General features: G+C 61.0%; 22 protein-coding genes. 9 read left to right on the top strand and 13 right to left on the bottom strand.

Going from position 1 to position 26,889, the window contains the following annotated elements:
* On the top strand, window positions 1–644 hold a 644-nt coding region (locus BN2476_RS39275), incomplete at its 5' end, for a LysR substrate-binding domain-containing protein (protein WP_235851157.1).
* 205 nt (window positions 645–849) lie between these two features.
* Here BN2476_RS39275 and aroQ read toward each other — a convergent pair.
* Genes aroQ through BN2476_RS39305 form a run of 6 tightly spaced genes read right to left on the bottom strand, consistent with a single transcriptional unit; the run spans window position 850 to window position 5,186 of the window.
* The gene (aroQ, locus tag BN2476_RS39280) at window positions 850–1,293 is read right to left on the bottom strand and encodes a type II 3-dehydroquinate dehydratase (protein WP_087739568.1); all 444 of its coding nucleotides are present in this window, start codon (window positions 1,291–1,293) and stop codon (window positions 850–852) included.
* 19 nt (window positions 1,294–1,312) lie between these two features.
* Complete coding sequence (gene aroE / locus BN2476_RS39285) at window positions 1,313–2,146, bottom strand: shikimate dehydrogenase (RefSeq protein WP_087739569.1); 834 nt, start codon at window positions 2,144–2,146, stop codon at window positions 1,313–1,315.
* Window positions 2,139–3,386: a CaiB/BaiF CoA transferase family protein gene (locus tag BN2476_RS39290; RefSeq protein ID WP_087739570.1), complete on the bottom strand. Its 1,248-nt coding sequence runs from the start codon at window positions 3,384–3,386 to the stop codon at window positions 2,139–2,141. Before BN2476_RS39290 ends, aroE begins: the two co-directional genes overlap by 8 nt.
* A complete protein-coding gene (locus BN2476_RS39295) occupies window positions 3,386–3,844 on the bottom strand; it encodes a MaoC family dehydratase (protein ID WP_087739586.1) in 459 nt (152 codons plus the stop codon). Before BN2476_RS39295 ends, BN2476_RS39290 begins: the two co-directional genes overlap by 1 nt.
* Before the next feature lie 2 nt (window positions 3,845–3,846).
* Window positions 3,847–4,239 carry a VOC family protein gene (locus BN2476_RS39300; protein WP_087739571.1) on the bottom strand — a complete coding sequence of 131 codons (393 nt, stop codon included), beginning with the start codon at window positions 4,237–4,239 and terminating at the stop codon, window positions 3,847–3,849.
* A complete protein-coding gene (locus BN2476_RS39305) occupies window positions 4,236–5,186 on the bottom strand; it encodes a ketopantoate reductase family protein (RefSeq protein WP_087739585.1) in 951 nt (316 codons plus the stop codon). The genes BN2476_RS39300 and BN2476_RS39305 overlap by 4 nt, the downstream gene beginning before the upstream one ends.
* A 156-nt stretch (window positions 5,187–5,342) precedes the next feature.
* On the opposite strand from BN2476_RS39305, the gene BN2476_RS39310 reads away from it, so the two are divergent.
* From BN2476_RS39310 to BN2476_RS39325, 4 genes are all read left to right on the top strand, one after another.
* Window positions 5,343–6,248, top strand: a complete 906-nt coding sequence (locus BN2476_RS39310) for a LysR family transcriptional regulator (RefSeq protein ID WP_087739572.1) — start codon at window positions 5,343–5,345, stop codon at window positions 6,246–6,248.
* Between the two features lie 562 nt (window positions 6,249–6,810).
* Window positions 6,811–8,202 carry an MFS transporter gene (locus tag BN2476_RS39315; protein ID WP_087739573.1) on the top strand — a complete coding sequence of 464 codons (1,392 nt, stop codon included), beginning with the start codon at window positions 6,811–6,813 and terminating at the stop codon, window positions 8,200–8,202.
* A 28-nt stretch (window positions 8,203–8,230) separates the two neighbouring features.
* Entirely contained in the window at window positions 8,231–9,064 is an 834-nt protein-coding gene (locus tag BN2476_RS39320) for a shikimate dehydrogenase family protein (protein ID WP_087739574.1), read from the top strand.
* 109 nt (window positions 9,065–9,173) lie between these two features.
* Window positions 9,174–10,397, top strand: coding sequence for an MFS transporter (locus BN2476_RS39325; RefSeq protein WP_087739575.1), 1,224 nt, complete (start codon window positions 9,174–9,176; stop codon window positions 10,395–10,397).
* 498 nt (window positions 10,398–10,895) lie between these two features.
* Here BN2476_RS39325 and BN2476_RS48810 read toward each other — a convergent pair whose 3' ends face one another.
* Window positions 10,896–11,069: a hypothetical protein gene (locus BN2476_RS48810; protein WP_235851158.1), complete on the bottom strand. Its 174-nt coding sequence runs from the start codon at window positions 11,067–11,069 to the stop codon at window positions 10,896–10,898.
* A gap of 1,505 nt (window positions 11,070–12,574) precedes the next feature.
* Complete coding sequence (locus BN2476_RS39340) at window positions 12,575–13,792, bottom strand: NAD(P)/FAD-dependent oxidoreductase (protein ID WP_087739576.1); 1,218 nt, start codon at window positions 13,790–13,792, stop codon at window positions 12,575–12,577.
* Window positions 13,793–13,952: 160 nt separating this feature from the next.
* Between BN2476_RS39340 and BN2476_RS39345 the strand changes: the two genes are divergently transcribed.
* From BN2476_RS39345 to BN2476_RS39355, 3 genes are all read left to right on the top strand, one after another.
* Window positions 13,953–14,810: an MBL fold metallo-hydrolase gene (locus tag BN2476_RS39345; protein WP_087739577.1), complete on the top strand. Its 858-nt coding sequence runs from the start codon at window positions 13,953–13,955 to the stop codon at window positions 14,808–14,810.
* Window positions 14,811–15,019: 209 nt separating this feature from the next.
* Window positions 15,020–15,727 carry an SGNH/GDSL hydrolase family protein gene (locus BN2476_RS39350; RefSeq protein WP_143811151.1) on the top strand — a complete coding sequence of 236 codons (708 nt, stop codon included), beginning with the start codon at window positions 15,020–15,022 and terminating at the stop codon, window positions 15,725–15,727.
* Window positions 15,728–15,928: 201 nt separating this feature from the next.
* A complete protein-coding gene (locus BN2476_RS39355) occupies window positions 15,929–17,359 on the top strand; it encodes an IS1182 family transposase (RefSeq protein WP_087739587.1) in 1,431 nt (476 codons plus the stop codon).
* A 562-nt stretch (window positions 17,360–17,921) separates the two neighbouring features.
* Here the strand turns inward: BN2476_RS39355 and BN2476_RS39360 are convergent.
* The 3 genes from BN2476_RS39360 to BN2476_RS39370 all read right to left on the bottom strand — a co-directional run bounded on the left by BN2476_RS39360 (window position 17,922) and on the right by BN2476_RS39370 (window position 21,244).
* The gene (locus tag BN2476_RS39360; protein ID WP_087739579.1) at window positions 17,922–19,403 is read right to left on the bottom strand and encodes a M81 family metallopeptidase; all 1,482 of its coding nucleotides are present in this window, start codon (window positions 19,401–19,403) and stop codon (window positions 17,922–17,924) included.
* 172 nt (window positions 19,404–19,575) lie between these two features.
* On the bottom strand, window positions 19,576–20,388 hold the full coding sequence (locus BN2476_RS39365) for a class I SAM-dependent methyltransferase (protein ID WP_087739580.1): 813 nt from the start codon (window positions 20,386–20,388) through the stop codon (window positions 19,576–19,578).
* Between the two features lie 4 nt (window positions 20,389–20,392).
* Window positions 20,393–21,244 carry a hypothetical protein gene (locus tag BN2476_RS39370; RefSeq protein ID WP_143811152.1) on the bottom strand — a complete coding sequence of 284 codons (852 nt, stop codon included), beginning with the start codon at window positions 21,242–21,244 and terminating at the stop codon, window positions 20,393–20,395.
* Window positions 21,245–21,316: 72 nt separating this feature from the next.
* On the opposite strand from BN2476_RS39370, the gene BN2476_RS39375 reads away from it, so the two are divergent.
* Window positions 21,317–25,177, top strand: coding sequence for an AAA family ATPase (locus tag BN2476_RS39375; protein ID WP_087739582.1), 3,861 nt, complete (start codon window positions 21,317–21,319; stop codon window positions 25,175–25,177).
* A 289-nt stretch (window positions 25,178–25,466) separates the two neighbouring features.
* Here the strand turns inward: BN2476_RS39375 and pepE are convergent, their stop codons facing one another.
* Window positions 25,467–26,222: a dipeptidase PepE gene (gene pepE, locus BN2476_RS39380; RefSeq protein WP_087739583.1), complete on the bottom strand. Its 756-nt coding sequence runs from the start codon at window positions 26,220–26,222 to the stop codon at window positions 25,467–25,469.
* A 307-nt stretch (window positions 26,223–26,529) separates the two neighbouring features.
* A partial coding sequence (locus BN2476_RS47800) for a hypothetical protein (protein ID WP_218274588.1) occupies window positions 26,530–26,889 on the bottom strand: 360 nt, incomplete at its 5' end.

A 26,889-nucleotide genomic window follows, 5' to 3' on the forward strand; every position in this document is an offset into this window, starting at 1 on the left:
TCGGCATGACCGATATCGGCGAAGTGGTGTTCCTGCCTGCGCTGCTTGAACGGCTGTCGCGAGAAGCGCCGGGCGTCGCACTCAATACAGTCCGCAACTCAAGCGTCAATCTGAGCAACGAGATGGCCGACGGCCGCGTGGATCTGGCCATCGGCTTGCTGCCGCAACTCAAAGGTGGCTTCTATCAGCGTCGCCTGTTCGATCAGCGCTATGTCTGTCTGTTCAGGCACGGCCATCCGCTCGAGGATGCGCTGCTCACGCTTGCTGCCTGGCGCGAGGCCGAGCACCTGGTAGTCGTGTCGACCGGCACCGGCCACGGTCAGGTGGACGAATGGCTGAAGCGGCGCGGTGTACGGCGTCAGGTGCGACTGACGGTGCCGCACTTCATGAGCGTGGGCTTCATCCTGCAACGCACTGATCTGATTGCTACGGTACCGGAGCGACTTGCCCTGCAACTGGCCATCCCGTTCTCGCTCACCCTGCGCGGTTTGCCATTGACGCTGCCCGCCGCGCCGATCCATCTGCTCTGGCACGCGCGAGCCCACCAGGACGAAGCCAATCGGTGGCTGCGCGGTGTGGTGGTCGATCTGTTCACGGACACGGGAACGCACGCGCGCAAAGCAAGGTCCGCACAAAAGAAATAATAGTCTTGGTCGAATGGCCCAATCTGCTTCGATCACGGGCAATCGCGCGAACTCAACGCACGTTTGACCGGATTCGGGCCACTTTCGGTCATTCGGGCGCATGCGCGAATGGACAGCCACCTGGCCCGTCCACGCACAAGACCCGCCATTCGAGTTTTCACCGCCAAATACAGAAATATCCCTTTATCGGCTCCGGCATGCAGTTTTACACCTGGACGATTTCCGAGGCCGCCGCTCGCAGCGCGAGGACATAACTCTGAACGCCGAACCCGCAAATCTGCCCTTTGACGATCTCGGCGAACACCGAATCATGCCGGAACGGCTCCCGCGCATGAATGTTCGACATGTGCACTTCGACGACAGGACATGTGAGGATGGCCAGCGCATCGCGGATCCCGTAGCTATAGTGCGTCCACGCACCGGCGTTGATCAGCACCGCGTCCTGATGCTCCTCGAACGCATGATGGATGCGCTCGCACATCGCCGCTTCGCTATTTGTCTGGAACGATTCCACCAGCACGCCGAGTTCTTGGCCTAGCGACTGCAATTGCCCATCGATCTCGTCCAGCGTGATCGTCCCGTATTGCACGGGGTCGCGCTTACCGAACATGTTGTGATTGATGCCATGAAGCATCAGGACCTTCTTCATATGCGTGTCCGTAGTAGGTTCAATCCAGCGGCACGGTAAGCCTGTCAATCACGGCGCGCGTCTGGGGACGCACGCCGCGCCACCATGCGAACGCTTCCGCTGCCTGCTCGACCAGCATGCCCACGCCGTCCGCGATGCCGCGCACACCGGCATTGCGTGCGAGCCGCAGGAATGGGGTGAGACGCTTGCCGTAGGCGAGTTCATAGGCCGTGCCTTCGGGACTGAAGACAGTCGGCGGCACGGGAGGCAGGTCGCCGGTGAGACTTGCGGAGGTCGCGTTGACCACCAACTCAAAGCGTCCCATCGTATCGAGGTCGCCATAAGCGCAGGCGCGCACTGAGCCACGCGCTCTCGCGTCTGCGATCAGCGCGTCGGCTTTGGCGATGTCCCGGTTGGCGATGACGAATTCGGCGGGACGCGCCGCGAGAAACGGCAGCAGCGCGCCACGGGCCGCGCCGCCCGCGCCGAGCATCAGCACGCGTTGGCCTTCGAGCGGCACGCCCAGGTTCACCTCGATATCGCGTACGAGTCCGATCCCGTCGAAGTTCTCGGCGACGATACGACCGTCTTCGAATTTCAATGCGTTGGCCGCGCCCGCCAGCGATGCCCGTTCGCTGCGCTCATCGGCCATCGCGAAGGCTTCGAGCTTGAAGGGTGCGGTGACATTCATCCCTTTGCCGCCCGACACGCCGAACGCGCGTACGACTTCGGCAAACGCCCCTACTGGTTCGAGCGGGCCGACGATTGCGGTATAGGTCATGTCCTGTTTCGTCGCTTCGGCGAAAAGGCCATGAATCAGCGGAGACTTCGTGTGTCCGATCGGGTTGCCGACCACTGCATACTGATCAGTCATGTAGGTCTCGCTTTGACTTACTTGGAACTCGTCTGGAATAGAGAACGCCTTCTGTTTGCATCGCGTCGATCTCTGCGGCAGAGAAGCCGAGCGATTGCGCGACGTCTGCATTGTGCTGACCGAGATCGGGCGCGACTTCGCGAATCGTCGTGTCGCATCCGGAGAAGCGGAACGGCAGATTGGGCAGGCGCAGCGTCCCATAGCGCGGATGCTGCTGCTCGACCACCATCCCGCGTGCCTGGATCTGCGGATCGGCCAGCACTTCGTCGATGCGCTGAACTTTTGCGCACGGCACGTCGCTGCCATCCAGCAGGTTCAGAATCTGCGTGACGGGGCGCGCCGCAACCCACGGCTGAACGACGGACAGAATCTCCGTGCGATGCATGTTGCGGCCCACGCTGTCGTGGAATCGCGTATCCGAACCAAATCCTGCCGGTCCGCCATGTGATTCGATCAGAGCGGCGAAGCGCTTCCAGGCCTCGTCGACCTGAGCGGCGATCACCAGGTCGCCGTCGGCGGCGCGGAAGACACCATAGAGCGTCGACGTGGGCATGTCGTGTCCCGTCTGCTCCGGCAGAACGCCGCGCAGCGTGTAGCACTGCACCCCATATTCATGCATCGAGACGAGCGTGTCGTACAGCGCCATGTCGATATGCTGGCCGCGGCCGCTCTTCATGCGCCCGAGCAGCGCAGCGTTGATCGCCGCCACCGCGTGAATGCCCGTGTACATGTCACCCAGTGAGATACGCAACAGCGGCGGCGGCTCGCCGGGCGTGCCGACCATCTGCATGATGCCGCTCTTCGCCTCGGCGATCAGCCCAAAGCCGGCGCGATGCGCGTCCGGTCCCGTATGCCCGTAAGCGGAGATCGAACAGTAGACAAGTCCCGGATTACGCCCCGACAACTCCGCGTAGCCGAGGCCCAGCTTCTTCAGCGCGCCCGGCCGGTAGTTTTCGACAAACACATCCGCCGAATCGCACAGGCGGCGCATGAACTCCTTGCCGCGCGGCTCTTTCATGTCGACGCTGACGCCGCGCTTGCCCATGTTGAGTTGCAGGAAGTATCCGCTTTGCTGGTCATCCAGCACGGTGGCATGCTGGCGTCCGGCGTCGCCGCTGCCGGGACGTTCGACCTTGATGACTTCGGCGCCCAGTGCCGCGAGGCATCGGCCGACATAAGGACCGGCAAGAAAGTGGCTGTAATCGACGACGCGAATGCCTTCAAGAGGACGGGCTTGCATCAGAACGCTCCCGGCCGGCGCGGCACCATCAGGCGATGCTCGCCGCGTTGAACCACCTGCCCATCCTGATTGACGAGTTCCGAAGGCAACACGACGATGCCCCAGCCAGGACGGCTCTTGCTCGCCCGCATCGCGCCGACGCGGAATTTCACGTGCAGCACGTCGTTGACCTTGATCGGCAGCAGAAAGTCCCACGTCCAGCCGAGCGACATACCCGGCAGAAAGCGATAGTCGCTTTGCGTCTTCAGGCCATCGGCGATCGACAGACCGAACAGTCCGTGCGCGACGATGCTGCCGAAGTGGCTCGCGTTGGCGTACGCTTCGTCGACGTGCACGGGCGTATGGTCGCCGGTGAGATCGGCGTACGCGAGGATGCGGTCCTTCGTCACGGTGTAATGCGGGCTGATGCACTCGTCGCCTTCCGCCGCATCGTCCCAGTATTTTTCGACAATCATCATGCTCATGCCTCCGCGCGTGGGTTAATCTTCAGCGCCTGTGCGACACACGACGCGGGTTTTGCCTGAATCAGTTCGACGGCAAGGCCATCCGGCAGGCGCAGCCAGTTGTGTCCCTGCGGCATTTCGCTGACTCCGTACGCTTTTGCCGCGTTGAGCGCGGCTTCCAGGTCTTCGCACATCACGCCAAGATGGGCGAGCCGGCCTTCGGGGCCGTCATGGTGCGGGGCATGGATGAACTGCAGACCGCCGAGCGTCCAGCACTGCCGCGGCGTTTCGGGCGTGTCGTCGACCTCGCGCATCGTCATGCCGAGGACGTCTTCGAAAAAGCGGATGTGCCACTGGATGTCCTTCACCCAGATGGCCACGTGCTCCAGATAGGCTTTGGTCCCGTTCATGCCCTGGCCTCCATGCGTTGACGGTCGCTCATCGCGCGTTCGATGCCCTTGATACAGGCGACGAGTGTCGCGTTGACGGGAGTCGGCACGCCGAGCCGCTGTCCCCAGCGCACGACCGAGCCGTTGATGAAATCGATCTCCGTGACCGAGCCTTTTTCGAGGCTTTGCAGCATCGACGTCTTGAACGCGGAGGGCAATCCTTCGGCGGCGAGCGTCCAGGCCTGCTCGGGGTCCGTCATCGACAGCGTGACACCCGCGGCCTTCGCTGCCGCCATCGCCTCGGATACGGCGGCCAGTGCAGTTGCCTTCAAAAGCGGCTCGTCGTAGAGCTGTCCGTAAGTGAGGCTCGTGATCCCCGTCAGCCCGCCCGTGGCGACGTTGATGAGCAGCTTGTCCCACATCGTGCCGACGATGTTGTCGCTGACCGTGGTGAGCAGCCCCGCTGTGTTGAATGCATCGGCGATGGCCTGCACGCGCGACGTAATACGGCCGTCGAGTTCGCCGATGTAGGTGGCTTTGCCCTCTACGCCGGACTCGATATGGCCGGGCCCGCGCAGCACGCCGCCGACATAGGTCTTGCCTGCCAGCACGCGCTCGCGGCTGACGACATCGGCGAGCACGTCTTCGTGCCCGAGGCCATTCTGCAGCGACAGCACCAGCGTTTCGGGCCCGACCAGAGCGAGCGCGCCGCGCATGGCCGCGTCGGTGTGGAACGACTTGACCAGCACGACGACGAGCTCCGCCGCGCCGACTTCGGTGGCCCGGGTTGCGGCGCGCACCTTGACGCGCCGGGAACCGGCGGCATCGTCGACTTGCAGGCCGTCGCGGCGCATCGCTTCGACGTGTGTCGGCGAGCGGTCCAGCAGCCAGGTCTCATGGCCGCCTTCCGTGAGCGCGGCGCCAATCGCGCAGCCCAGCGCACCGGCACCCAGAATAGCAATCTTCATCGGCATCTCCTGTCGGCCAGCGTTATCGCTTCAGCGATTACGCCGGCCCCATACAACGTTGACGTGTGGATGCACGATAGAAGTTGCCGCTCATGCTGACAATGCAATGACTACAATGACATCATTGCTAAAGACAATAATGCGTGACCCACCACCATGCTGCCGACCGAACTGCCCGACCTGAAGCTGCTCCAGCTCTTCGATCTTCTCTATGACACTCGCAGCGTGACTCGCGTCGCGGAGCAGCTCGGGCAGAGTCAGCCGACGATCAGCATCTGGCTTGGGCGTTTGCGCGAGTATTTGCAGGACCCGCTGTTCGTCCGTACCCCCGGCGGCATGGCGCCGACGCCTCAGGCCGACACGCTGATCGGGCCTTGCCGGGAAATTCTCGAATCCCTACGTCGTTTCGTCGCGTGGGAGATTGCGTTCGATCCCGCGACTGCGCAGCGGCGCTTTCGCATCTGCATGACCGACGCGAGCCACATCACATTGCTGCCGAGGCTGCTCGCACATGTCCGTGCGCGGGCGCCGGGCGTCCGGCTGAAGGCGGCGGGAATCGACGGCAATACCGAGCGCGCTTTGGAGTCCGGTGAGGCTGATCTCGCGATCGGCTATGTGCCCTGGCTAGGCGGCGGCATCTACCAGCAGCAGCTTTATCAGCAGGATTGGGTGTGCCTGACCAATCGCCATCATCCAAGGGTGTGCGCGCGCCTTGGGGCAAAGCAATATCGCTCGGAAGGACATGTTGTTGTCGAATCGGGTACGGGCGCGCGGCTTCTCGAACAGGCGCTTGCGCGCGAGCGCATCGAACGTGATGTCGTGCTGGAATTGCCTGGTTTCCTGGGACTGGGGACGATCATCCAGACGACGGACCTGATTGCCACGTTGCCGCGTCACATCGGCGAAACGCTGGCGCACGCGAATGATCTCGCTGTCCATGCGTGCCCCGTTCCGGTGGAAGGTTTTGCCGTGCGGCAGCACTGGCATGCGCGGTATCACCACGAAGCGGGAAACCGGTGGCTGCGTGGTGTGGTGATGCAGTTGTTCGGCAGTTCTCGCTGAGCGTGGCGGGTTCAGTCGACCTCATGAAAAGCCACGGCAGTTCGACGCCATTACCCCCTGGCACACGAAGACAGGTGAGCGGGCGCGGGTCACTTCCCAGCGCACAGTCGGGAAATCGCGAGACACACTCGGCGGACATTGCGGAAAGGTAATGCCACGACCCCGTGGGTAAGCATCTCGTGACAGCCGTAGATGACTTTCGCGCGCTTTGACTCGCGTCGTGCCATTTCGCCGTCGCGAGTGAATTCGAATCGGCGGCAGGTCGTTTGTCCGATTAATCGAAAGCATCGACAAAAAGGCGCGCATAACGGCCACAGCCCGCACTGGAGACCTGTGCGCGGGCCCGACTCGTCTCATCTCTGACCACGAGACGTCCCCACCGCGACGCCGACGTTGCTGGCGCCCGGAGAAACCCCTGGAACGTTCGATAATCGCGCGCGCATGCGCAATGATCGAACGCGCGCTCGCCCGCCGCCCTTGTGTCGCGTCGTTGGACGGGACTACTCTGCGATCCATCAGGCGACATCGGTCAGTCGCCCTCACACATGATCCGGAGACATCCATGAAGGCAGGCACGGACCACGAGCCTCAAGGCAGGCATCAGTCGAAGAAAGCCGCAGCGAGCGGCTGGATCGGCTCGGCGCTCGAATACTACGACTTCTTCATCTACGCCACCGCGTCCGCGCTGATCTTTCCGCAGATCTTTTTCCCGAAGGGCAACGCGACGACCGCCATCGTCGCGTCGCTGGCGACCTACGGTGTGGGTTATGTCGCGCGGCCGATTGGCGCCTTCGTACTGGGGCACCTCGGCGATACGCATGGACGCAAGAACGTGTTGCTGTGGTGCATGTTCCTCATGGGATTTTCGACGATCGGGGTGGGCCTGCTGCCGACCTACGATCAGGTCGGCCTGCTCGCGCCCGTGCTGCTGGTGCTCCTGCGCCTGCTTCAGGGCTTTGCCGTGGCCGGCGAGATTTCCGGCGCCAGCTCCATGATCCTGGAGCATGCGCCGTTCGGCCGGCGCGGCTTCTTCTCCAGCTTCACGCTGCAAGGCGTGCAGGCGGGGCAGATCCTGGCGGCGGCCGTGTTCCTGCCGCTCGCGCACTACATGCCCGCCGAGCAGTTCAACGTGTGGGGCTGGCGCATTCCGTTCCTGCTGAGCTTCGTGGTCATCATCGCGGGCTGGATCATCCGCCGCAAGGTCGACGAGACGCCTGCTTTCACCGAAGAAGGGCAACGTCAGGCGCGCCCTCGCTCGCCGGTGATCGATGCGTTCAAATCCAGCACGCCGAACATGCTGCGGGTCGTGTGCATGGCGCTGATGAACGTGATTCCGGTGGTGGCGACCATCTTCGGCGCAGCTTACGCCGTGCAGCCCGCATACGGTATCGGCTTCGCCAAGGACGTCTATCTCTGGATCCCAGTCGTGGGCAACATCGTTGCGGTGGTGGTGATTCCGTATGTCGGCAACCTCTCCGACAGGATCGGCCGTAAGCCGCCGATCATCATCGGCTCGCTGCTGTCGGGCCTGCTCGCCTTCGCTTACCTGTACGCGATCAGCATCCGTAACGTGCCGTTCGCCTTCGTGATGTCGCTGCTGATGTGGGGCGTGGTCTACCAGGGTTACAACGCCGTGTTCCCGAGCTTCTATCCCGAACTGTTCCCGACCCGCACGCGTGTTTCGGCGATGTCGATCGCGCAGAACATTGGCACGGCGATCACTGCAATGCTGCCGGCGCTCTTCACGGCCGTCGCGCCGCCGGGAGCGACCAACGTCTGGTTCACGGTGGGCGCGCTCGCGTTCGGCATCACGGTCATTGCCGCGCTGGCCGCGTTCAGCGCCCGCGAGACGTATCGAGTGCATATGAACGAACTGGGCCAGCCCGACGCGCATGCCGTGGACAAGGACGAGTACGACCGCCTGCGGGCAATGGCCTTCACTGCGCGTGCCTGACCGTCCTCTCAGAGAGCAGATACCAGCCATGATTTCCGGAAAGACGACCCTCATTGCGCACGTCGGGTACCCGACTGAGAGCTTCAAGTCGCCGATGATCTACAACCCCTGGTTCGAGCAGAAAGGCATCGACGCCGTGGTCGTGCCGATGGGCGTCAAAGCCGGGGACTACGAGCAGAGCTTCGCGTCGATCTTCCGCTTCACGAATCTGCGCGGCGCGCTCATCACCATGCCGCACAAGGTGACAACGGTTGGACTCGTCGATGAAGTGACAGCCGCCGTGCACATCGCCGGCGCATGCAACGCGGTGCTCAAACGTCCCGACGGAACGCTGCTGGGCGACCAGTTCGACGGCGCGGGCTTCGTGCGCGGTGTGTTGCGCAAGGGCCGGCGGCTGGAGGGCGCGCGCGTGCTGGTGTCGGGGTCGGGCGGTGTCGGTTCGGCGATTGCCGCGTCACTGGCGGCGGCGGGCGTCGGCGAACTGGCGCTGTACGATACGCGCCCCGAATCCGCCGATGGACTCGCGCGGCGGTTGCGCGAGCACTATCCGGCACTGAAGGTCGGCACCGGCTCGCACGATCCCGATGGCTTCGAGGTCGTGGTGAATGCGACACCGCTCGGTATGAAGGCCGATGATCCGTTGCCCTTCGATGTCGCGCGCATTGCGCCAGGCTGCTTTGTCGGCGAGGTCGTGATGAAGTCGGAGTACACGCCATTCCTGCGTGCAGCGCGCGAGAAGGGCTGCGAAGTGCAGGTGGGCACCGACATGCTGTTCGAAATGATTCCGGCCTATCTGGAGTTCTTCGGTTTCGGCAGCGCGACGGCTGAAGAACTGCGCCGCACCGCGACCATCGCGTACTGAGTCACCTTGATACCGGGTTTTCGATGAATGCTTCGTATGGCGGCCGCGGCTTTGGCGAAATCGTCGCGATGGTTGGCCGCGTGAAGGATCTGCTTCAGGACATGTCTGCATGAGCCGCCGCGGCCCGCTGAGTTTTGCATTGCTTCTCCCGTTCCTGCTGGCTGCGCAGCCAGTCGCGACCGACAGTTATCTGCCCGCGCTGCCCGCGATCGCGACGGCACTCGGTTCAGCCAGCACCAGCCTCACGGTGTTCGCGCTCGCGTTCGGCATGGGGCAGTTGCCGATGGGCAGCCTGGCCGACCGCTATGGGCGTCGGCCGACGCTGCTCGCGGGCCTCGCGGGATACGCCCTCGCTGCGCTGGCAGGTGCGCTCGCCCCGAGTGCGTCGATGCTGACGGCGGCGCGCGCGTTCCAGGGGCTGGCGATGGCGGCCATTCTCGTGTGCGCGCGTGCTGCCGTGCGAGACCTGTATCCCGCCAGCGAAGGGCCGCACGTGATGGCGCGCGGACTCACGGGGCTGGGCGCGACGGCACTGACCGCGCCGATCGTCGGCGCCTATATTGCGCAGCACGTCGGCTGGCGCTGGGTGCTCGCGGTCATGTGCCTGTACGCGCTCGTGCTGTGCGTGGCGTGCTGGCGCGGCTTCGAGGAAACCGTTCAGCGCACGGACGCGGTGCGGACGCCAGCCGGCGGCGTTCGCGAGGTCTTCGATAGTCCCGAATTCCGCGCGTGGGCGCTGCTGGCTGCCGTCACCTACAGCGGCATGTTCTGCTTTCTGTTGCTTTCGCCGATGGTCTATATCGGGTACATCGGCCTGTCGCCCGAGCTATATGGCTGGATACCCGCTGGCGGCTCGCTCGTTTACATGCTGAGCACGATGGGTTGCCGGCGTCTGCTGTATCGTCACGGCGTGTTGCGGACGGTGCGCCAGGGGGCCGTGCTAAGCCTTTCGGGGGCGGTCATCCAGGGGCTTGGCTCCTGGCTGCTGCCCGGTAGCGCGTGGCCGCTGCTGCTGGGTCACGGGGTGTATTGCCTGGGACATGGCATCCACCAGCCCTGCGGGCAGGCGGGCGCAGTGGGCGGCCTGCCGCACCTCGCGGGTCGTGCGGTGTCGTGGTCCGGCTTCATCATGATGTGCGCCGCTTTCTGCACGGGACAGACCGCGTCGGCCTTTGTCGATCCGCATTACAGGCTTGGCGCATGGCCTATGGTCGTGCCGATGCTTGTCGCCGGATCGGCGCTGATGGCCATCGCGTTCGCCTGGTTGCCGAGGCTCGAGCATCCTGGCAGGTTGAGTTCGCGGTCTGCGGCTGTTCCAGTCAGGTCGGAGTAGGCGCAGGCCGACATGTATTTTTTGCTTCGTGATGCTAACTGTGTCGAACCGAGGATCGGTCGCGAGCAACGACAAATCAAGATGCCGCCCGCAAACCATCGCTCATGCGCACATACTGACGAGCGCATCAAATAGTGCGTAGCTGATCACGCGGCGTACCGAAGGCGTTTTTCCTTGAAAAGGCCGTGGATCACGTGGGGCTCCTTTTGCCGGCGTTGCAGGTGACGGCGAACACCCCCGATCATCTCCAGCTTTGCTGGCGGGTCAATTCTTGCCGAGCGCATTGCTCTTCACATCCGCCTGATTTGCTAATCTTCAGTGTGGATCCGGGCGCCCTCGAGCGGTCGTCTCTTTTGAAGGCGACAGCTGCCGTACAGGTGATGACGGGATCTATTCGGAAGCGGGTCGCGTGCCGCCGGTCCAGGCAGTGATCGGCCCTCGATGGCCTCACACTGCCGGCGGCGATCGGCGCCCGGCTCAGACCGTGTCACGACGATCCTACGGTCGGCCAGTCACGCGCTGCACCATCGCGTAGAGCACCGACATCTGCAAGCCGTCCTTGAGGGCGTAGTTCGGGTCGTATTTATTGGAGTAACCCCACCAGTCGAAGCATGCATTCGGGTTGGTCGGCCCCGGCGCAGACGACGCGATCGTGTCGGGATACACGACCACCAGTTTGTTCGTGTCGGCCCATTCGTTGATGCCGGCCTCGGTAACCCAGCGGTTTCCGATAAGTGATGCCTCCTGCAGACAGCCGTGGAGCGCGAGCAGGAATCCGCACCTGTCCCCTTGCGTGCAGGCTTTGGGAACAAAAACGTCCTGTCGAGCTCATCGAAAGGTGGTTGGGGGACGCCCCAAACTCCGTCTGATCGAATGAGGATAACGTGCCCGACAGCTTTCCATTGTTGCGCGGTTTCAATGGGCCGAGGAACATTGTCAGCCACGTTTCTACTGAATCGTAGACTGCGCCATTTGTCGAGCAGCGCACCATGTAGGGGCTCCCAAGCGTGCCGCATGCAAGTTCGCCGTCAGGCGATTCCCAGCCGTGCTCGGCGGGATACGCATTATCGAAATGAACATTGGCCCCAAAATGCCGGTATTCCGAGTTGAGGCCGACCATTTCAAGCGGGTTGACGACCTCGTCTTGCGTGCCGGACCAGAGGTAGACCGGCTGTCCACGAAGATTCGTCGCCGGGTCGATGGTGCCGAGTGACGATTGCGCGTCCAGGGACGCCTCGGAGGCCGTCAGCGTGCTGTTGTACGACGCCTGATTCGACGGAAGCGTCAAGCCGCCGCAGTTTGCCAAAGCTGTCGCGGCTCCTCCGGCGCCGGCACACCAATACACCCCGCCAGCTTAAACAGCGGCCCCCTTGAAGGTCGAAGAGTGGGCAACATGCATCTGCACTGCCGCGAAACCGCCTGACGAGATACCGGCGATGAAAACCTTCGTCGGGTCGATCTGGTAGCGCTGAAGTTTTATGATTCTGGAAGAGTTCGCGGCGGCGCTCGCGGGGGCGGCTAACGCCTTTGCCGATGTTCCCAAAGCACCGGGATCCGTACCGGCCGAATCGCCACCACCTCCGCATCCGGCGAGGACGATCGCTAACACAACTGCCGGCGCAACCGCAGGCCCAAAACCTTCGCCATCATTGCCGTCTCCTCGTCGGAGCAGAACAAATCAGCAACATCGCTCCGTCAGTCGAACTGCCCGGCGTTTCGCTTTCCGCCGGAACCTCGAAGTCATCGACAAAGCGCGAACAGATATTTACGGCGTAAGTTGCGCCCGACGATATTCCGGCATTGCAAAAATCGCTCCCGCGGCAAGAGCAATCCTAAGCCTTATGCGCGGCGTAAAAAGCGGTCCTTCGGAGATTTACGAATGACCGATTTGCTCCCGATTGCACGCGCTAAGCCATGACCTCACAAGAAGATTGGCCGCTAATGCTGTTTCGCACCGGCAGCTTTCTGGTGTCACAGCTGAGCGGGTACAACCGGCCATGAACCGTCAATCTCCCCTACCGTCGCACGGACGTTCAGACATCGGCTTCGCCCCAGAGAACGGCCATTCGATTCATCAAAAATGACCATTGCCTCGTCGGCTATGACGGTCCATCAGCGCAAACACAAACGAAAGCTATCGTTCGAGACGATCATTGACAAATGAGTCGGCGCTTCAGTTATCTTGCACCGTAGAAATGACGGTATTGCCACGCGGCCTGCCTGATCAACTCGTCGTCCGGCCATGGGCCAGTTCCAAATCTGTCAATCGATAGAGGCGTTAGATCGATGGAGGGTGCACCGTCGACGATCCACGCCGCGAGCATCTGCCCCAGTGCCGGGGCGATGGAGATTCCCGCGACATTGCAGCCGCTCGCGAAGTAAAACCCTCGAATGGCGGGCGCGGGGCCGACGATGTGCTGGCCATCTGCCGTCATCGTTGGCAGCCCGCCACGATGCTCCCGGATCCCTGCCTTCAAAAGGATCGGAAGCTGGGCCTCGACGTCCCGAGCGTAGTGCCAGAGAATCTCGGCATCGAGCGACAGGTCCTTGACGTCGAAGTTGGCGTCAAAGCCATGCATGTCGAAGAACCCAGGATGTTCCTCGTAGACTCCCCAGAGAAATGCTCCGTCACAAGGTCTCATATACACCGCAGCATCCATGATTCGGACCATCGGCAATTCGGCTCGGGCGTCCGGCACTGGTTCAGTGAGGAACAATTGCTGCGCTGTAGTAACAAGAGGAACTCGAATTCCGCTGGCCTCGGCCACTTGCCGCGTCCAGGCGCCGGCTGCATCGACGACGACTGGGGCTCGTATGCGGCCGCGCGTGGTGTCGACCCCGGCCACGGCGCCGTCCTCGATCAGGACGCGCGTCACCGCAGTGTGCGGCAGTAGCACTGCCCCGTTTGCCTGCGCTGCACGAGCGAAGCCCACGGCCAGTTGTGCGGGATTGAAATACATGTCGTCGCTGATGCGCATCACCGCGGCGACTCCCGTTGTTTGAAGAAACGGGTTGAGCCGGCGGGCCGCGTCGACCGAGAGTTCCTCCACGTCCAGGCCGTGGCGCCGGCCGCGCAGGATGTCTTCCTGAATGACCTCCGCATCCACCGGCCGCCGCGCTACTTTGAGGCTGCCCGAGTGCACCCAATCCAGCGGCTGACCGGTCTCCTCAGAGAATTGCCTGATGCTGTCAGCAGCCAGCTTGATCAGGTCGATCATCAAGTCGCTTTTGCGCAAACAACTCACCATGCCAGCCGCTCGCGGCGATGTCTGGGAGCCGATTTCGAGCCGCTCGACCAGCGCGACCCGGAGAGCGCCTCTCTTTGCCACGTGGAAGGCTGTCGCAGCTCCTAGCCCGCCGGAGCCAATGACGATCACATCTGCCGATTCGATCATCGATGCTTCTCCTGTCTATCATGTCGGCCGAGCTGCCAAACAAAGAGGGCTTGATACATGATAGACGTCGGAACAAAGGAGGCGACCGCGAACGAACGGATGGCTGGATCTATCATGGGAACTGTGAGGTTGCCATGCGTTGTCAGGACCGGAGCATCGAATGAAGCCACCACGCAATACCGACTCCGTGCCAGGGGAGTGGTACATCGACACAGCGTGCATCAATTGCGGTGCATCGCGTCACGTCGCGCCTGGGCTGATTGCCGAGCGAAACGACAGAAGTGTCTTCGTTCGGCAGCCCGTCACGTCAGAAGAACAGCTTGCTGTTTGGCGTGCGGTGTTGGTATGTCCTACGGCATCGGTACGTAGCGAAACGAAGCAGCCTCGCCCGAACGTCGCGATCTTTCCGCAGCAGATCACATCGGGCGTGTGGCGCTGCGGATTCAACGCCCGGTCGTCGTTTGGCGCACATTCTTATTTTGCCGCGCGGCCAGACGGCAATCTGCTAATCGACTCACCGCGGTATGCGGCAGAACTGGTGAATTGGTTTGACGCTTCGGGTGGAATTGCGCACATCCTTCTGTCGCATCGTGACGACGTCGCAGACGCAGACAAATACGCGCGCCGGTTCGGAGCGCGTGTCTGGATCCACCGCGAGGACAAGCCGGCTGCCCCATATGCTACGGATCTGCTCGACGGCGGATCAGCACCGAGCATCGCGGCCGGCGTGCGCGCAATCTCGACGCCCGGGCACACTCGGGGTAGCGTCGTCTACCTGCTCGACGATCGTGTGCTCTTTTCGGGTGATTCAATTGCCTGGAGCCCACGCGAGCAGGACCTCGTCGCGTTCAGGGACGCGTGCTGGTACTCTTGGACCGAGCTTACCGAATCGCTCGGCAGGCTGGCCGCGTATCGTTTCGAATGGCTGCTTCCTGGTCACGGTTGGCTCGCGCACTTGCCGGCCAAGGAAATGAATGCTCGCTTGCTCGCGTTGGTTACACGCATGGGAAACGGCTGAAGTCGCAGGAATCTGCTTCCGGCATGGGGCACTTTGAATCCGTCAACTTCTAGCCCTGCAATGAGGTGGCAAGACTCGCCGCCAAAACCGGACGGTCGCGGGGACCGCCGGACCTGCTTCTTGCCAACCTAGGGGATCTGGTTCGACGTCGCACAGTCGACCGTCGTTCGATCGGGGTACCATGAGGGACGAGGTAGAGGAGCATTGGTATGTCGTTGCAGTCATCGCATCGATCGGCGGACAAGTCGTTATATCCCATCACCATGAGCAGCGAGTTTCGAGTCCTCTTTGTTGGCAATAGCTATACAACGAGAAACGATATGCCAACGATGCTTGCCAGCCTCCTTGAGGCAAGCTTTCCCGGTATGCAGGTGAAGGCAGATGTAATCGCATTTGGCGGAGCATCGCTTGCGGCGCATTGGAACCGAGGCGAAGTCCAAAAGCGTCTAACTGCCCAGAAATGGAATGCGGTCGTGTTGCAGGACCAAAGCACTCGACCGCTCCGTGCATTGAAAAGCATGCAAGAACATGTGCGAAGATTCGTCGATACGATTCAAGTCGCCGGTGCGAAGCCATATTTGTACATGACTTGGGCTCGGAAGAATAATCCGGCGTCGCAGGCAAATATCGTTACCGCGTTTCGGGGTTTGGCTGAAGCGACCGGGGCCAGAATTATTCCAGTCGGCCTGGCGTGGGATCAGTTTCGCAGACTCCGGCCTGAAATCGACCTATATGAACCCGATGGAAGTCATCCATCAGTGATAGGGTCATATTTAGCGGCGTGCACCCACCTTTTTTCGTTTGCCGACATTGAGGCAGTCCCCGATACGTCAGCCGAAAATACATCGAGTGCTATCGACCTGAATTTGCTCCATGAGGTATGTAGGACGCCGCAAGCCATGCCGGCCGCTGATTAGCTCAACGAGACGGTGTTCCCGCAGCGCCAATCGGTAAGAGCGGAAAGCGTGCAACTGCGCGTTTTCAGGCTTGCGAAAAGGCAGCTAAGGGGCCAGCTAAGGGGCGGCTCTGCTGACCGCATGAGGCAGTGGTCGGCCCAGACTGTGTCAAAACATAACTTCGGAGTGCTAAAATTGCTCACGTGAATGGGGAGAGGCGAGATGAAGCGATTCGTTCAAGGCGAAGACCGTACGCAAAGCTTCCTCCTTCCCGAAGCGCTTGATGACTACGTGACAGACACCAATCCGGTACGCGTGGTGGATGTTTTTGTGGATGAGCTGGATCTTCACAAGCTCGGGTTTGAAGGCGTTGAGCCAGCGCTAACGGGTCGGCCTTCGTATCATCCGGGGGTGATGCTCAAAATCTACATCTACGGTTATCTGAACCGTATTCAATCCAGCCGTCGCCTTGAACGCGAGGCTCAGCGCAACGTCGAACTGATGTGGCTCACGAGTCGCCTGGCGCCGGACTTCAAGACCATTGCGCGGTTCCGTAAAGACAACGGCAAAGCGATCCGCAGCGTCTGTCGCCAGTTCGTCGTGCTATGCCAACGTCTGGACCTCTTCACCGAAGCGTTCGTGGCAATCGACGGGAGCAAGTTCAAGGCGGTGAACCATCGCGACCGCAACTTCACGAGCGCCAAACTCGAACGACGCATGCGCGACATCGAGTCAAGTATCGCCCGCTATCTCGAGGCGATGGACACGGCAGATCGTCAGGAGCCTGCCATCGCGAGGGCCAGAACAGAGCGATTGCAAGACAAGATTGCGGCCTTGAAGGAACAGATGCGAAGCCTCAAGGAGATCGAGGTCAAGCTGAAGGAAGCACCGGACGGACAGATATCGCTCACCGATCCGGATGCCCGTTCGATGAAGACCCGAGGAACCGGAGTCGTTGGCTACAACGTCCAGACGGCGGTTGACACGAAGCACCATCTGATCGTCGCGCACGTCGTTACAAATAACGGCATTGATCGTGATCAGTTGACGTCGATGGCGAAACTCCCCTGTACAGAGATGGGCATCGACAAGCTCACCGCGGTTGCGGATCGCGGCTACTTCAAGAGCGAGGAGATACTCGCATGTCATGAGGCTGGAATAACCGTGTTCGTTCCGAAGACAGTGACGTCGAGCGCAACGGCCGATGGTCGCTTCGGCAAGGACGATTTCATCTACAACGCAAAGATGAACGAATATCGGTGCCCGGCAGGCGAGCGGCTCATCTGGCGATTCTCGACCGTTGAGCGCGGCCTGAAGATCAGTAAGTATTGGAGTTCGAATTGCCAGCAATGCCCGCTAAAGGCGCACTGCACGCCGGGCCCTCAACGCCGGGTGGCACGCTGGGAGCACGAAGGCGTGCTCGAAGAGATGCAGACTCGACTTGACCATAGCCCAGACATGATGCGGATCCGAAGAGAGACTGTCGAACATCCCGTCGGCACGCTCAAGGCGTGGATAGGTGCAACCCACTTCCTGACAAGTACGATTGAGCGGGTAAGTACCGAAATGAGCTTGCACGTGCTCGCGTACAACATGAAGCGGGTGATCAAGCTGCTCGGCGCAGAAATGGTGGTAAAGGTAATGCAGGCGTGAACCTGGCGGGGGTGGTCGAATCGCGGCAGTAGTTTCACGTATCTGTTTCATGTAGCTTGATGTTTGTTTTCCCGCAGTTCACCATCGAAACCCGTTCCGGGAGAAGGTCTCGTCGTTCCAGCAGCCACGCGTTTTGACACAGTCTGGGCCAGGTTCAGACGTTCAATTCGACACCGTCAACGACAGCTTTAGTGTCGCCTGCAGACGTCCCGTTCCCGTCGGAGAGGGCCATGACAGGTGCAATATCCCGCAGTTGTCACCGTATGCCAAATGCCGCTATGGCGGTGTATCGATGGACCTGGAATTGGAATAGCCGAAAGTTACGGACGAAGGGTCTAGGTTTTTCGGGCCGATGTGAGCACCGAGCATCGGTACTTTGATCTGACCTCTTGACTCCGCGATATCTCAAAGGTTGCTTGCCCGAACCTCCCAAACACGTTGCCAGCGGCCCACTCGTTCAGCATAGATGCCTCCAGCACGGGGTTCTTCGTGCAGTTGCATTCTTGAGTAATCGACGCGAACACCGTTGGCGAGAGCATACATTCCGCCAGTAAGCCATCGTCTACAGCACCTCGACGCCAGACCTCAGTTTTTTATAGTGAAGCTGACGCAGGTCCGCAATGTTCGGCCCCGAAGCAGTGACAACGAGGATTGCGTCCGCCAGCGACGCAAAGTCCGCCCGAAATTGCACGGTACTCTTCAGCACGAGAATGCGATATTCCGCCGGATCTGCACCGACATGCCGAAACATCGCCCGGTCGCCGGCCTGCTGCTTGCGGGTGGACACCACGATTTCGATGCCGTCGGGGCCCCCGCATCGCACTCGGGTCATCGGCCCGAGGTCCATTCGACAGCCGCGATAAAACGGACCCGTACCTGCGAAGGAGCCGCTGCCCAACGCGAGGACCTCGAATGGCGCCTGCAAAGGCTGGGCACCGGTAGTGCTGTCCGCCGCACCCAGGGGTGCATCGAGAAACGCGCCGACGCCAGCCTCCATGGCCAACCTTGCAAATTCGGCGTCGCACAGCACACCGGCGCAAACCCGTCTGGCGCCACGTCGTATCAACTCACGCAGGATGTCGGTCGTATCTCCGTTGCCACCTCCGCCCGGATTATCCTGCGTGTCAGCAAGTATCACTGCGCCTGCCGCGGGCAGGGCAGCGTGCCGCATTGCAAATTCGACTGCCTCATCCGGCGTGTACAGGTGTCCACAAAAGCTGCTGCGCTCCTTCAGGACGGCGTCTGACAGGCGGTTGACGACGGCTTCGACCGCTCTTCGATCGGTTCCGTAAGCAATGACGCTCGGACCGCAGTCGTAGGTGTCCGTGAGCGGAAGGCCCGGCAAGAAATCGGCGGAGACCAGTTCAACCGACTCCATCGTCGCTCCTAGGGTGGACAGTTTGCACATCGGTTCGGTCAAGGTGCTTTGCCACGGTACAGGGATCAGGAAAGGGAGTTGCCGATAGCCCTTGGCGAGTTCAAGTCCTGCAAGCAGTAAGTTCATCAGCCTCAGCGCGCGACGTCCCGTTTGCGCCATGTCGACGTGAGGGAAGGTGCGACAGGAGACGAGGCCGCTCGCATGTTCGACCATGGCCGGGGAAACATTCGCATGAAAATCCAGTGCTGCGACAATCGGAAGCTTTAAGCCGACGAGTTCACGCAAACGCCGGAGCAACTCGCCCTCGCCGTCGTCCACGTGCTCGGCTACCATCGAACCGTGGAGATCGAGGAAGAGGCCATCAATCGGCCCTGCGTCACGAATCATCCGGCCGAGCATGAACGAAATGGCTTCGAATGCGTCTTCGGTTACCATGCCGGACGGATTCGCCGACGCCCACAATAGCGGGACCAGTTCGTGAGCCGATCGTGCGGCGTCGATGAATCCTTCGATTGCAAGATTGACGTCTGCTACCGCTTCGAGCATTTCGCGTCCGACGAGTAGGCCAGGCCATGCATCAGGCTCAACGAACGTTCTGAACCTGGCCCGCGTGGACGCAAATGTATTCGTCTCATGCAAGAAGCCGGCGATCGCTATTCTTGCCATTCGATTACCTTTAGTGGGTGAATGTCGAACGTTAAATTGATTAAACTAAAAAGCGAGGACGCCAATGGTCACGACAAGTGTGATATCTCGCAATCTCCGCAGCATGGCGAACGCCGTAGTGCCAACCTATCAACGAAGCCTTCGACAGCCGAAAGTTTCGGCGAAGATCCCCCTAGTTCTTGCGTGCAGAAGCGAGCACGGCGGGCATCGGTACCCGAACCTCTCCGTCATCCAGATATTGAGCTGCGCTTTCAGACACTGCCTTCTCAATCAAAGCCAACGCTTCCGGCGTTTGCGCCCTGAGGATTGCTGCTACGCGCACGCCGCCGCGCATCAGGGCGTGAAAGGGTGTTTCCGGCGCACGGATATGCCAGGTCTGATCGACGTCACGGACCCTTGGTTCAGCAAAGCCTGCTTCTAGCAAAACCCGCTCGCATTCACGCCAGTCGCTGAAGCGAAAGAACGGGGGTGCCTCAGGAAGTTCAACGTCAGCGTTGCCGTGCGCCGCAATCGCTTTGAGGACCATGTCGATTCCAGCACACTTGCCCTGGCTGGCCCAGACCGTGAAAGCTATTCTTCCGCCCGGACGCAGTACGCGATACGCCTCCGAAAGCGCTTGCTCGGGATCCGGGAAATGGTGCCATCCGAAATTGCTGCCAACCGCGTCGAAGCTCTCGTCGGCGAACGGCAGGGCTTCTGCGTTTCCGACGCGAAACGCGAGCGCGGGATACAGTTTCCTAGCCTGCTCGACCATCGCGGTTGCGAAGTCGACACCGACAACATTCGCCCCTCGCGCGGCTGCCGCCGCAGCGAGATAGCCGGGACCGGTCGCGACATCAAGCAGGTCGACACCAGGCTGGAGATTGAGCGCGACAAGCAGCGCATCAATCGATTGATCCGTTAAAGCGGCGTAGTACGAATGATACGCTTCGGGAAGCCTTTCCCAACCTTGTCTCTCGAAAGCGCTGAACGCATCTTCCTTCATCTCACTATCTCCAGTTTTGCTTTCCCAGCAGTGCCGCTGTGAGGTGCGGGTCGCGTAAAGACGCGACAACAGGGTCCAGTTGGACTGCGGCAACTTCAAACCGATCCGCGTCGTATTCCTGCCGCTTGCGCACCTCATCACTGTTGCACGCGTCGACCGCTGTATCGGCCTCAACGATGATGTACTCGCCGGACCTGAATCGGACCTCCCAACAGGGCGTGTTATCCAGCTTCATGATGTCCCTTCGTCGAAGGCATCGGGGAATCGTGAATCTCATGATCATTTGCTCGAGAAGTAACGAAGACCATTGAGCGGCACGCGAGCTCGTTGGCAAGACCAGCGTAGGCCGGGAGGGATGGTGTCGCACGATCATGTGCCGAAGAAACGCCGAAAATGCTCCGAAACGAAGGTCCGCGACGGCATTGGGACTGGCTGCAATACCATTGATCGATGGCGAATTGGTATAGATGCAGCGAGCGCGGATGACGGAAATGCCTGGACGAGTGATATTCGCGCTCACCTGTTGACTTGCACGCGATAGATTCGCGGCTGTCACCTGGATGCCGGTGTTGAATGGCCAACCGACCACGCTGCGGGCGGGACCATGTCGAAGCGCTGAACGGGGGTGAAATGTCATTCCCGCAGATCCCACGTCCGTGCCCACGCATACCGGAGTCGAGAGCAGCCAGGTAAGGGCGAAAAATATTATGAATAGCGCCGCCGTCATCAGGGTGATCAGTCCGGTTCGGTCGATCGTCGCCTGCTGTGTCACTCTCAGAAATCGAAAGATGAAATTCGACAATGCAAGCAGCTCGCCTGGATAAACCTTCGGCGCTGGCGGCAAGTTCGTGGACATCATATCCTCCATCAGGAGATGGCACGGACCAGCGTAGGCAGGGAGGCGTCGGCTCGCACGACGGTAGGCTGAATGAATCCCGAAAATTCCCCGAAACCTGCAGCGACGCTGGCCATCGGCAGCGGCGGCGCCGGTGGCGTGTTGCGCTATCCGGGATTCGAGGTCGACATCGATCGCGGCGAATTGCGTGTCGACGGGCGGGCGGTGGCGCTCCGCCCCAAGACGTTCGCGCTGCTGATCTACCTGGCGCAGCATCCGGGACGGCTGCTCGCCAGAGACGAACTCATCGAGGCGGTGTGGCGTGACGTCATCGTGACCGACGACTCCTTGGTCCAGTGCATCAGCGAACTCCGCTCGGCCTTGGGTGATCAACGCCAGAAGGTGATCCGGACCTTGCCCCGCCGGGGGTACATGCTCGAACTCCAGCCCGTCACACCGGCTGCGCCTCGCGAAGCCGTGGCAACCGATCCAATCTCTTCACCGGCGCCATCGTCAGAAAGCCGCGCTCCGCGGCAATCCGAAGTTGCGCGCCGTATGCGCTGCGCAAAATGCGGGGTTGAGAATGCCGTTGGTGCCAGTTTCTGCGAGCAGTGCGGGGCCAGGCTGACACGCCTTTGCCCGAATTGTGGTCACGAACTGAGCCCGACTGCACTGTTCTGCCGCGCATGCGGCGCGCCCCTGGGCCCCTCGCCACCCCCCATTGATTACACCCCGCCCCACCTGGCCGAACGCATCGTGGTCGCGCAGGCGGCCCTCGAAGCGCGCGGCGCGACCGACGGTGAACGCAAAACGATTACCGTGCTGTTCGCCGACGTGGTCGACTCGACGGCGTTGGTCCGCGACCTGGACCCGGAAGAAGTGCACCGCCTGGTCACCCCCGTCATCGAGCTGATGATGGAAGCCGTGCATCACTACGAGGGCTACGTCGCGAAGTCGTTGGGCGACGGAATCATGGCTCTCTTCGGTGCCCCCATCGCCCATGAAGACCATCCCCGGCGAGCGCTGTATGCGGCGCTGCGCATGCAAGAGTCTATGCGGCGCCACCGTGACCGGATCTGTCAGGAGCAAGGCGTCCCGCTGCAGATCCGGGTGGGTGTTCATACGGGTGAAGTGGTAGTGCGCTCGATCCGCAAGGAGGACCTGCGTGCGGACTACGACCCGGTTGGATACACCATTCATATCGCATCGCAGATCGCCGCGTCCTCGTCCATCGAGGTGAGCGAATCCACGCACAAACTCACCGAGGGATATTTCGAATTCAAGGCCCTGAAGGGTACGCAGGTCAAAGGCATTCCCGAGCCGCTCGCGGTCTATGAGGTGCTCGGCTTGGGGCCGTCGCGCACGCGCCTGCAAGTGGCGGCGCGGCGCGGCCTCGCCCGGTTCGTGGGTCGCGAGCCGGAATTAGGACAATTGCAGCGGGTGCTGGATCAGGCCAAGGCGGGGCACGGCCAGATCGCCGCGGTGGTGGGCGAGGCGGGCGTCGGAAAGTCGCGGCTGCTTCATGAGTTCGAGCAGCGCTCGCAGCGCGCCTGCCTGGTGCTGAAAGCGTTCTCGGTCTCGCATGGCAAAGCCTTTGCCTATTTGCCGCTCATCGAGCTGTTGAAGAACTATTTTCATATCACCACCCGGGACGATGAGCGCGAGTGTCGCGAGAAGATTACGGGCAAGGTGCTCTCGCTCGAACGCAGTCTGACGGACCTGTTGCCCTACCTGCTCTATCTGCTGGACATCAGCGAGCCCGCTTCGGCGCTTGCGGACATGGATGCCCAGATCCGGCGCAGCCGCACGTTCGAAGCAATCACGCGCCTCTTGGTGCGCGAGAGTTTCAACCAGCCACTTGAGCTCATCTTCGAGGACCTGCAATGGCTGGACGGCGAAACCGAAGCGTTCCTCGCCTTTCTCGTCGACCGTTTGGCGAGCGCCCGGATGCTCCTCCTCGTGAACTACCGACCCGAGTATCAGCATGGGTGGGGTCAGAAAAGCTACTACACGCAGCTGCGGCTCGATCCGCTGGACGAACGGGAAGCCCAAGGACTTCTCACCTCTCTGTTGGGAGACGATCCCGGACTGACTCCCCTCAAGCAGCTCATCCTGGACAAGACGGAGGGCAATCCGTTTTTCATGGAGGAGGTGGTCCAGAACTTGGCCGAGGAGAAGGTACTGCTGGGCGAGCGTGGACATTATGTCGTCGACACGACACCGACCGCGCTGCACATTCCGACCACTGTGCAGAGCGTGCTCGCGTCCCGGATGGATCGGCTGCCCGGCGCGGAGAAGACGTTGCTGCAAACCCTGGCCGTAGTCGGTAAGGAGTTTTCGTGGAGTCTTATCGAGGCGGTATGCAGTGGTCAGGTCGCGCAGCCTGAAATCGAGTTGCGTCGCCTTTTGGCTTGCCTGCAGGCCGCGGAGTTCATTTACGAGCGGCCGACTTTCCCAGAGGTGGAGTATGCGTTCAAACATGCCCTCACGCAGGAGGTCGCGGGCAATTCCCTGCTCACTGAACAGCGCAGCGCGCTGCATGAGCGGACGGCGCAGGCCATCGAGGCGATGTATTCCAGTCGGATCAAGGACTATTACAGCGTGCTCGCGCACCACTACAGTTCAAGTGGCAACATTCGGAAGGCCATGCAATACCTGTACTGTGCGGGCCAACAGGCCCTCCAGCGGTACGCCAATCCCGAAGCGGTTCGTCACCTCGGCGCAGCGCTGGAATTGTTGAAAAGCTTGCCCGATACTCCCGAACGGGACCGGCAGGAACTTGCACTGCAGCTAACGCTTGGACCGGCCTTGATGGCTACCAAAGGCTACGGCGCGTCGGAGGTGGAAGCGATTTATGCGCGCGCTCTCAACTTATGCGAACAGGCTGGCGGAACAGCTCAGCGCTTCTCAGGGCAGGTGGGACTTCGGGTCTTTTACCAATTACGCGCCCAGTATGAGACGGCAAAAGAGCTAGGCGAGCGCCTGCTCAAACAGGCCGAGAGCGCGCAAGATCCGAGGCTCCTGGTGGAGGCGCATCGCGCATTGGGAACAACCTTGTTCCGTCAGGGTGAATTCGGCATCGCGCGTGCCCACCTGGAGCAGGGGCTCGCTCTCTACTACCGTGACCAGGATTGTGTTCAAGCCGTTTTTCACGGGCATCCGGGGACCCGTCTGCTGATTGTATTGTCCATGATCCTGTGGTATCTGGGCTATCCGGATCAGGCTCTCGCACGAAGCGCGCAGGCGCGAACCCTGGCCCGAGACGTGTCCCACCCGCTTAGCCTGGCTCAGTGCCTGGTCTTTGGGGCTGAGCTCCACCATTTGCGGCGTGAACCGCAGTTGACTCAGGAATGCGCCTCGGCTGTCATCGCGCTCTCAACTGAACAGGGGTTCTCATTCTATTCGGCGTGGGGCACTATCCTTCGGGGCTGGGCGCTGGCCGAGTTGGGGAGCAGCGACGAAGGGATCGAGTTGATTCGCCAGGGCCTTGCCGCCTATCGATCTACGGGCGCTGAGTTGGGACAGTCATTCTTTTTGGCCCTCCTGGCCTCAGCCTATGGGAACGCTGGACAAATCCAGACCGGCTTGAGCCGATTGGCCGAGGCGTTCGCCATGGTCGACAAGACAGACGAACGTTTTTACAAAGCGGAGTTACATCGGCTCCAGGGCGAGCTGTTGCTGATGCTTCAGGGGGCGAGCATCCAAACCGGTGGGTCCCGGAACTTCGAAGAAGAAGCAGAAGCGTGTTTTCACAAGGCCGTCGCAGTAGCGCACCACCAAGGTGCCAAGTCACTGGAGCTGAAATCGGTGCTCAGCGTATGTCGGCTGTGGCAACGTCAAGGCAAGACCGCCCAAGCCAGGCAGAGGTTGGCGGAGATCCATGACGCTTTCACGGAGGGCTTCGAGACCGCTGACCTGCGACAGGCCAAAGCGCTACTCGCTGAACTGTCGTGAAAAGTGGAAGTGGGTTTCAGCCGTGAGAACACCGGCAGGTGTCATCGCCGCCAATCAGGCCGGCCAAAAACCGCCGGCAATCATCGGAGCACCCGAGTATGCCAATACCAAGTGGTGACCCTTGCGGCCTATGAACAGAGTCTTCTTAGTGTCACGGCGCATCTCGCGTGATGGAGGTTGTGCGACTTGATATTATGCGATGCTTGAAGGCACCTGCGCCGCCCAACGTCGCAGCATCGGCGGCGGCCGCACGCGATGGACACGCGGGCGGATTGCTGAGAAGCGATCCTCACTTCTTGAAGTCCGCCCAGTCCTCGGCAACAGCCGGTCCCTTGATCTGCGCGAGGGGGAAGGACTCGTTTGATGCGATGCTGACGGTCGTCGTCGTGTCGACGAAGTGAAGTGCGCCACGCTCTCCGAGCACAGTGCCGGTCACGCCATCGGAGAGCAACGCAGACCCTTCGGGCAGTGCGAAAACCTGCTCGGGCATGTTGATCTCGAGGAATTCAGCGAGGCGCTCTTCCCGGCTCTCGCCGTTGTGTCCCGCTGGCTTGCCGCTGATGAAGTGCGGATTGATCTGGAAAGGCACAAGTCCGAGCGCGCGCAGCGTAGGTGGCTGGACGATGGGCATGTCATTCGTGGTACGGATAGTCGGGCAAGCTACGTTGCTTCCCGCGCTCCATCCGATATACGGCGTGCCCGATTTCACTTTCTCACGGATGACGTCGACGATGCCGGCGTCGTACATACGTTTAAGCAGCGCAAACGTATTTCCGCCACCGACGGCAATCGCGTCGGCCTGCTCGACAGCTTTGCGTGAATCCGGATTGCGGTGGATCGCTTCGAGTTCGTAGCCGAGGTTGTCGAAAACAGGCTTGACGGTCCCTTCATAGGTATCGAAGCTGAATGTTACGCCCGCGTAGGGGACGAAGGCGACTTTGCGTTTCTCGCGGCGTAGGACCGCGTGAATCTGTTCGGAAGCGTGTTCAAGGTAGCCAAGATTGTCCTTACGCGAGCTGCTCATCAGCAAGATGCGTTGTGTCATGATTGCCTCGTCGGGTATAGCCGGTCAGTGGGTGATGGCTGCGTGCGGCCGTTTTCGTCGATTTCGTTTTTCGTGTTGAACTAGTGAAGAGAAACGCGAGCCATCGTCGAGACGCCATAGCGCGCGAGAATGGCGTCTGTATCATGCTGGAACTCAACTTTCGGCTATCAGTGTAAACACGCCCGGGCAGGGCCCGGGGACAGACTCGCTGACCGAGACCTATTTGTCTATTCCTGGTCTGTTCTTATGCAATCTCGCAAAAGCTCGTAAGATCTCGACGAATGCGGACTGCTGCGCACGGTCGGCATCAATCGCGAATTATCAAGAGCGGAGCTATCGACTTCGAGTTACGCGCACGGCGTCCTGCAGACCGATATTGATTACTTGCGGATCGTTGGTCATTGTCGCAGTTGTAGTTGTTCCGTGTAGGCAAAGGCTGGTTTTCGTCCATCATGGGACGCTTGGGGCGTTTTCCTGAGAGACCGCTCAGGGTCGGTTTGGTTCGTTCGCTGTGCGCCCGGATTCGCGCCAGAAGCGGTTTGTTATCGGTCCGTGTGGAGGGCAGTTGAATGGGTTCTGTTGCAATAAGGCGATCCGCTATGATGTGCGGAACAACATGAACGGCTGAAAGCTTGATGACGACGTTCAATCCGGGCGTCGCCCCAGC

This window comes from Paraburkholderia piptadeniae (genome assembly GCF_900007165.1).
GTDB classification, from domain to species: domain Bacteria; phylum Pseudomonadota; class Gammaproteobacteria; order Burkholderiales; family Burkholderiaceae; genus Paraburkholderia; species Paraburkholderia piptadeniae.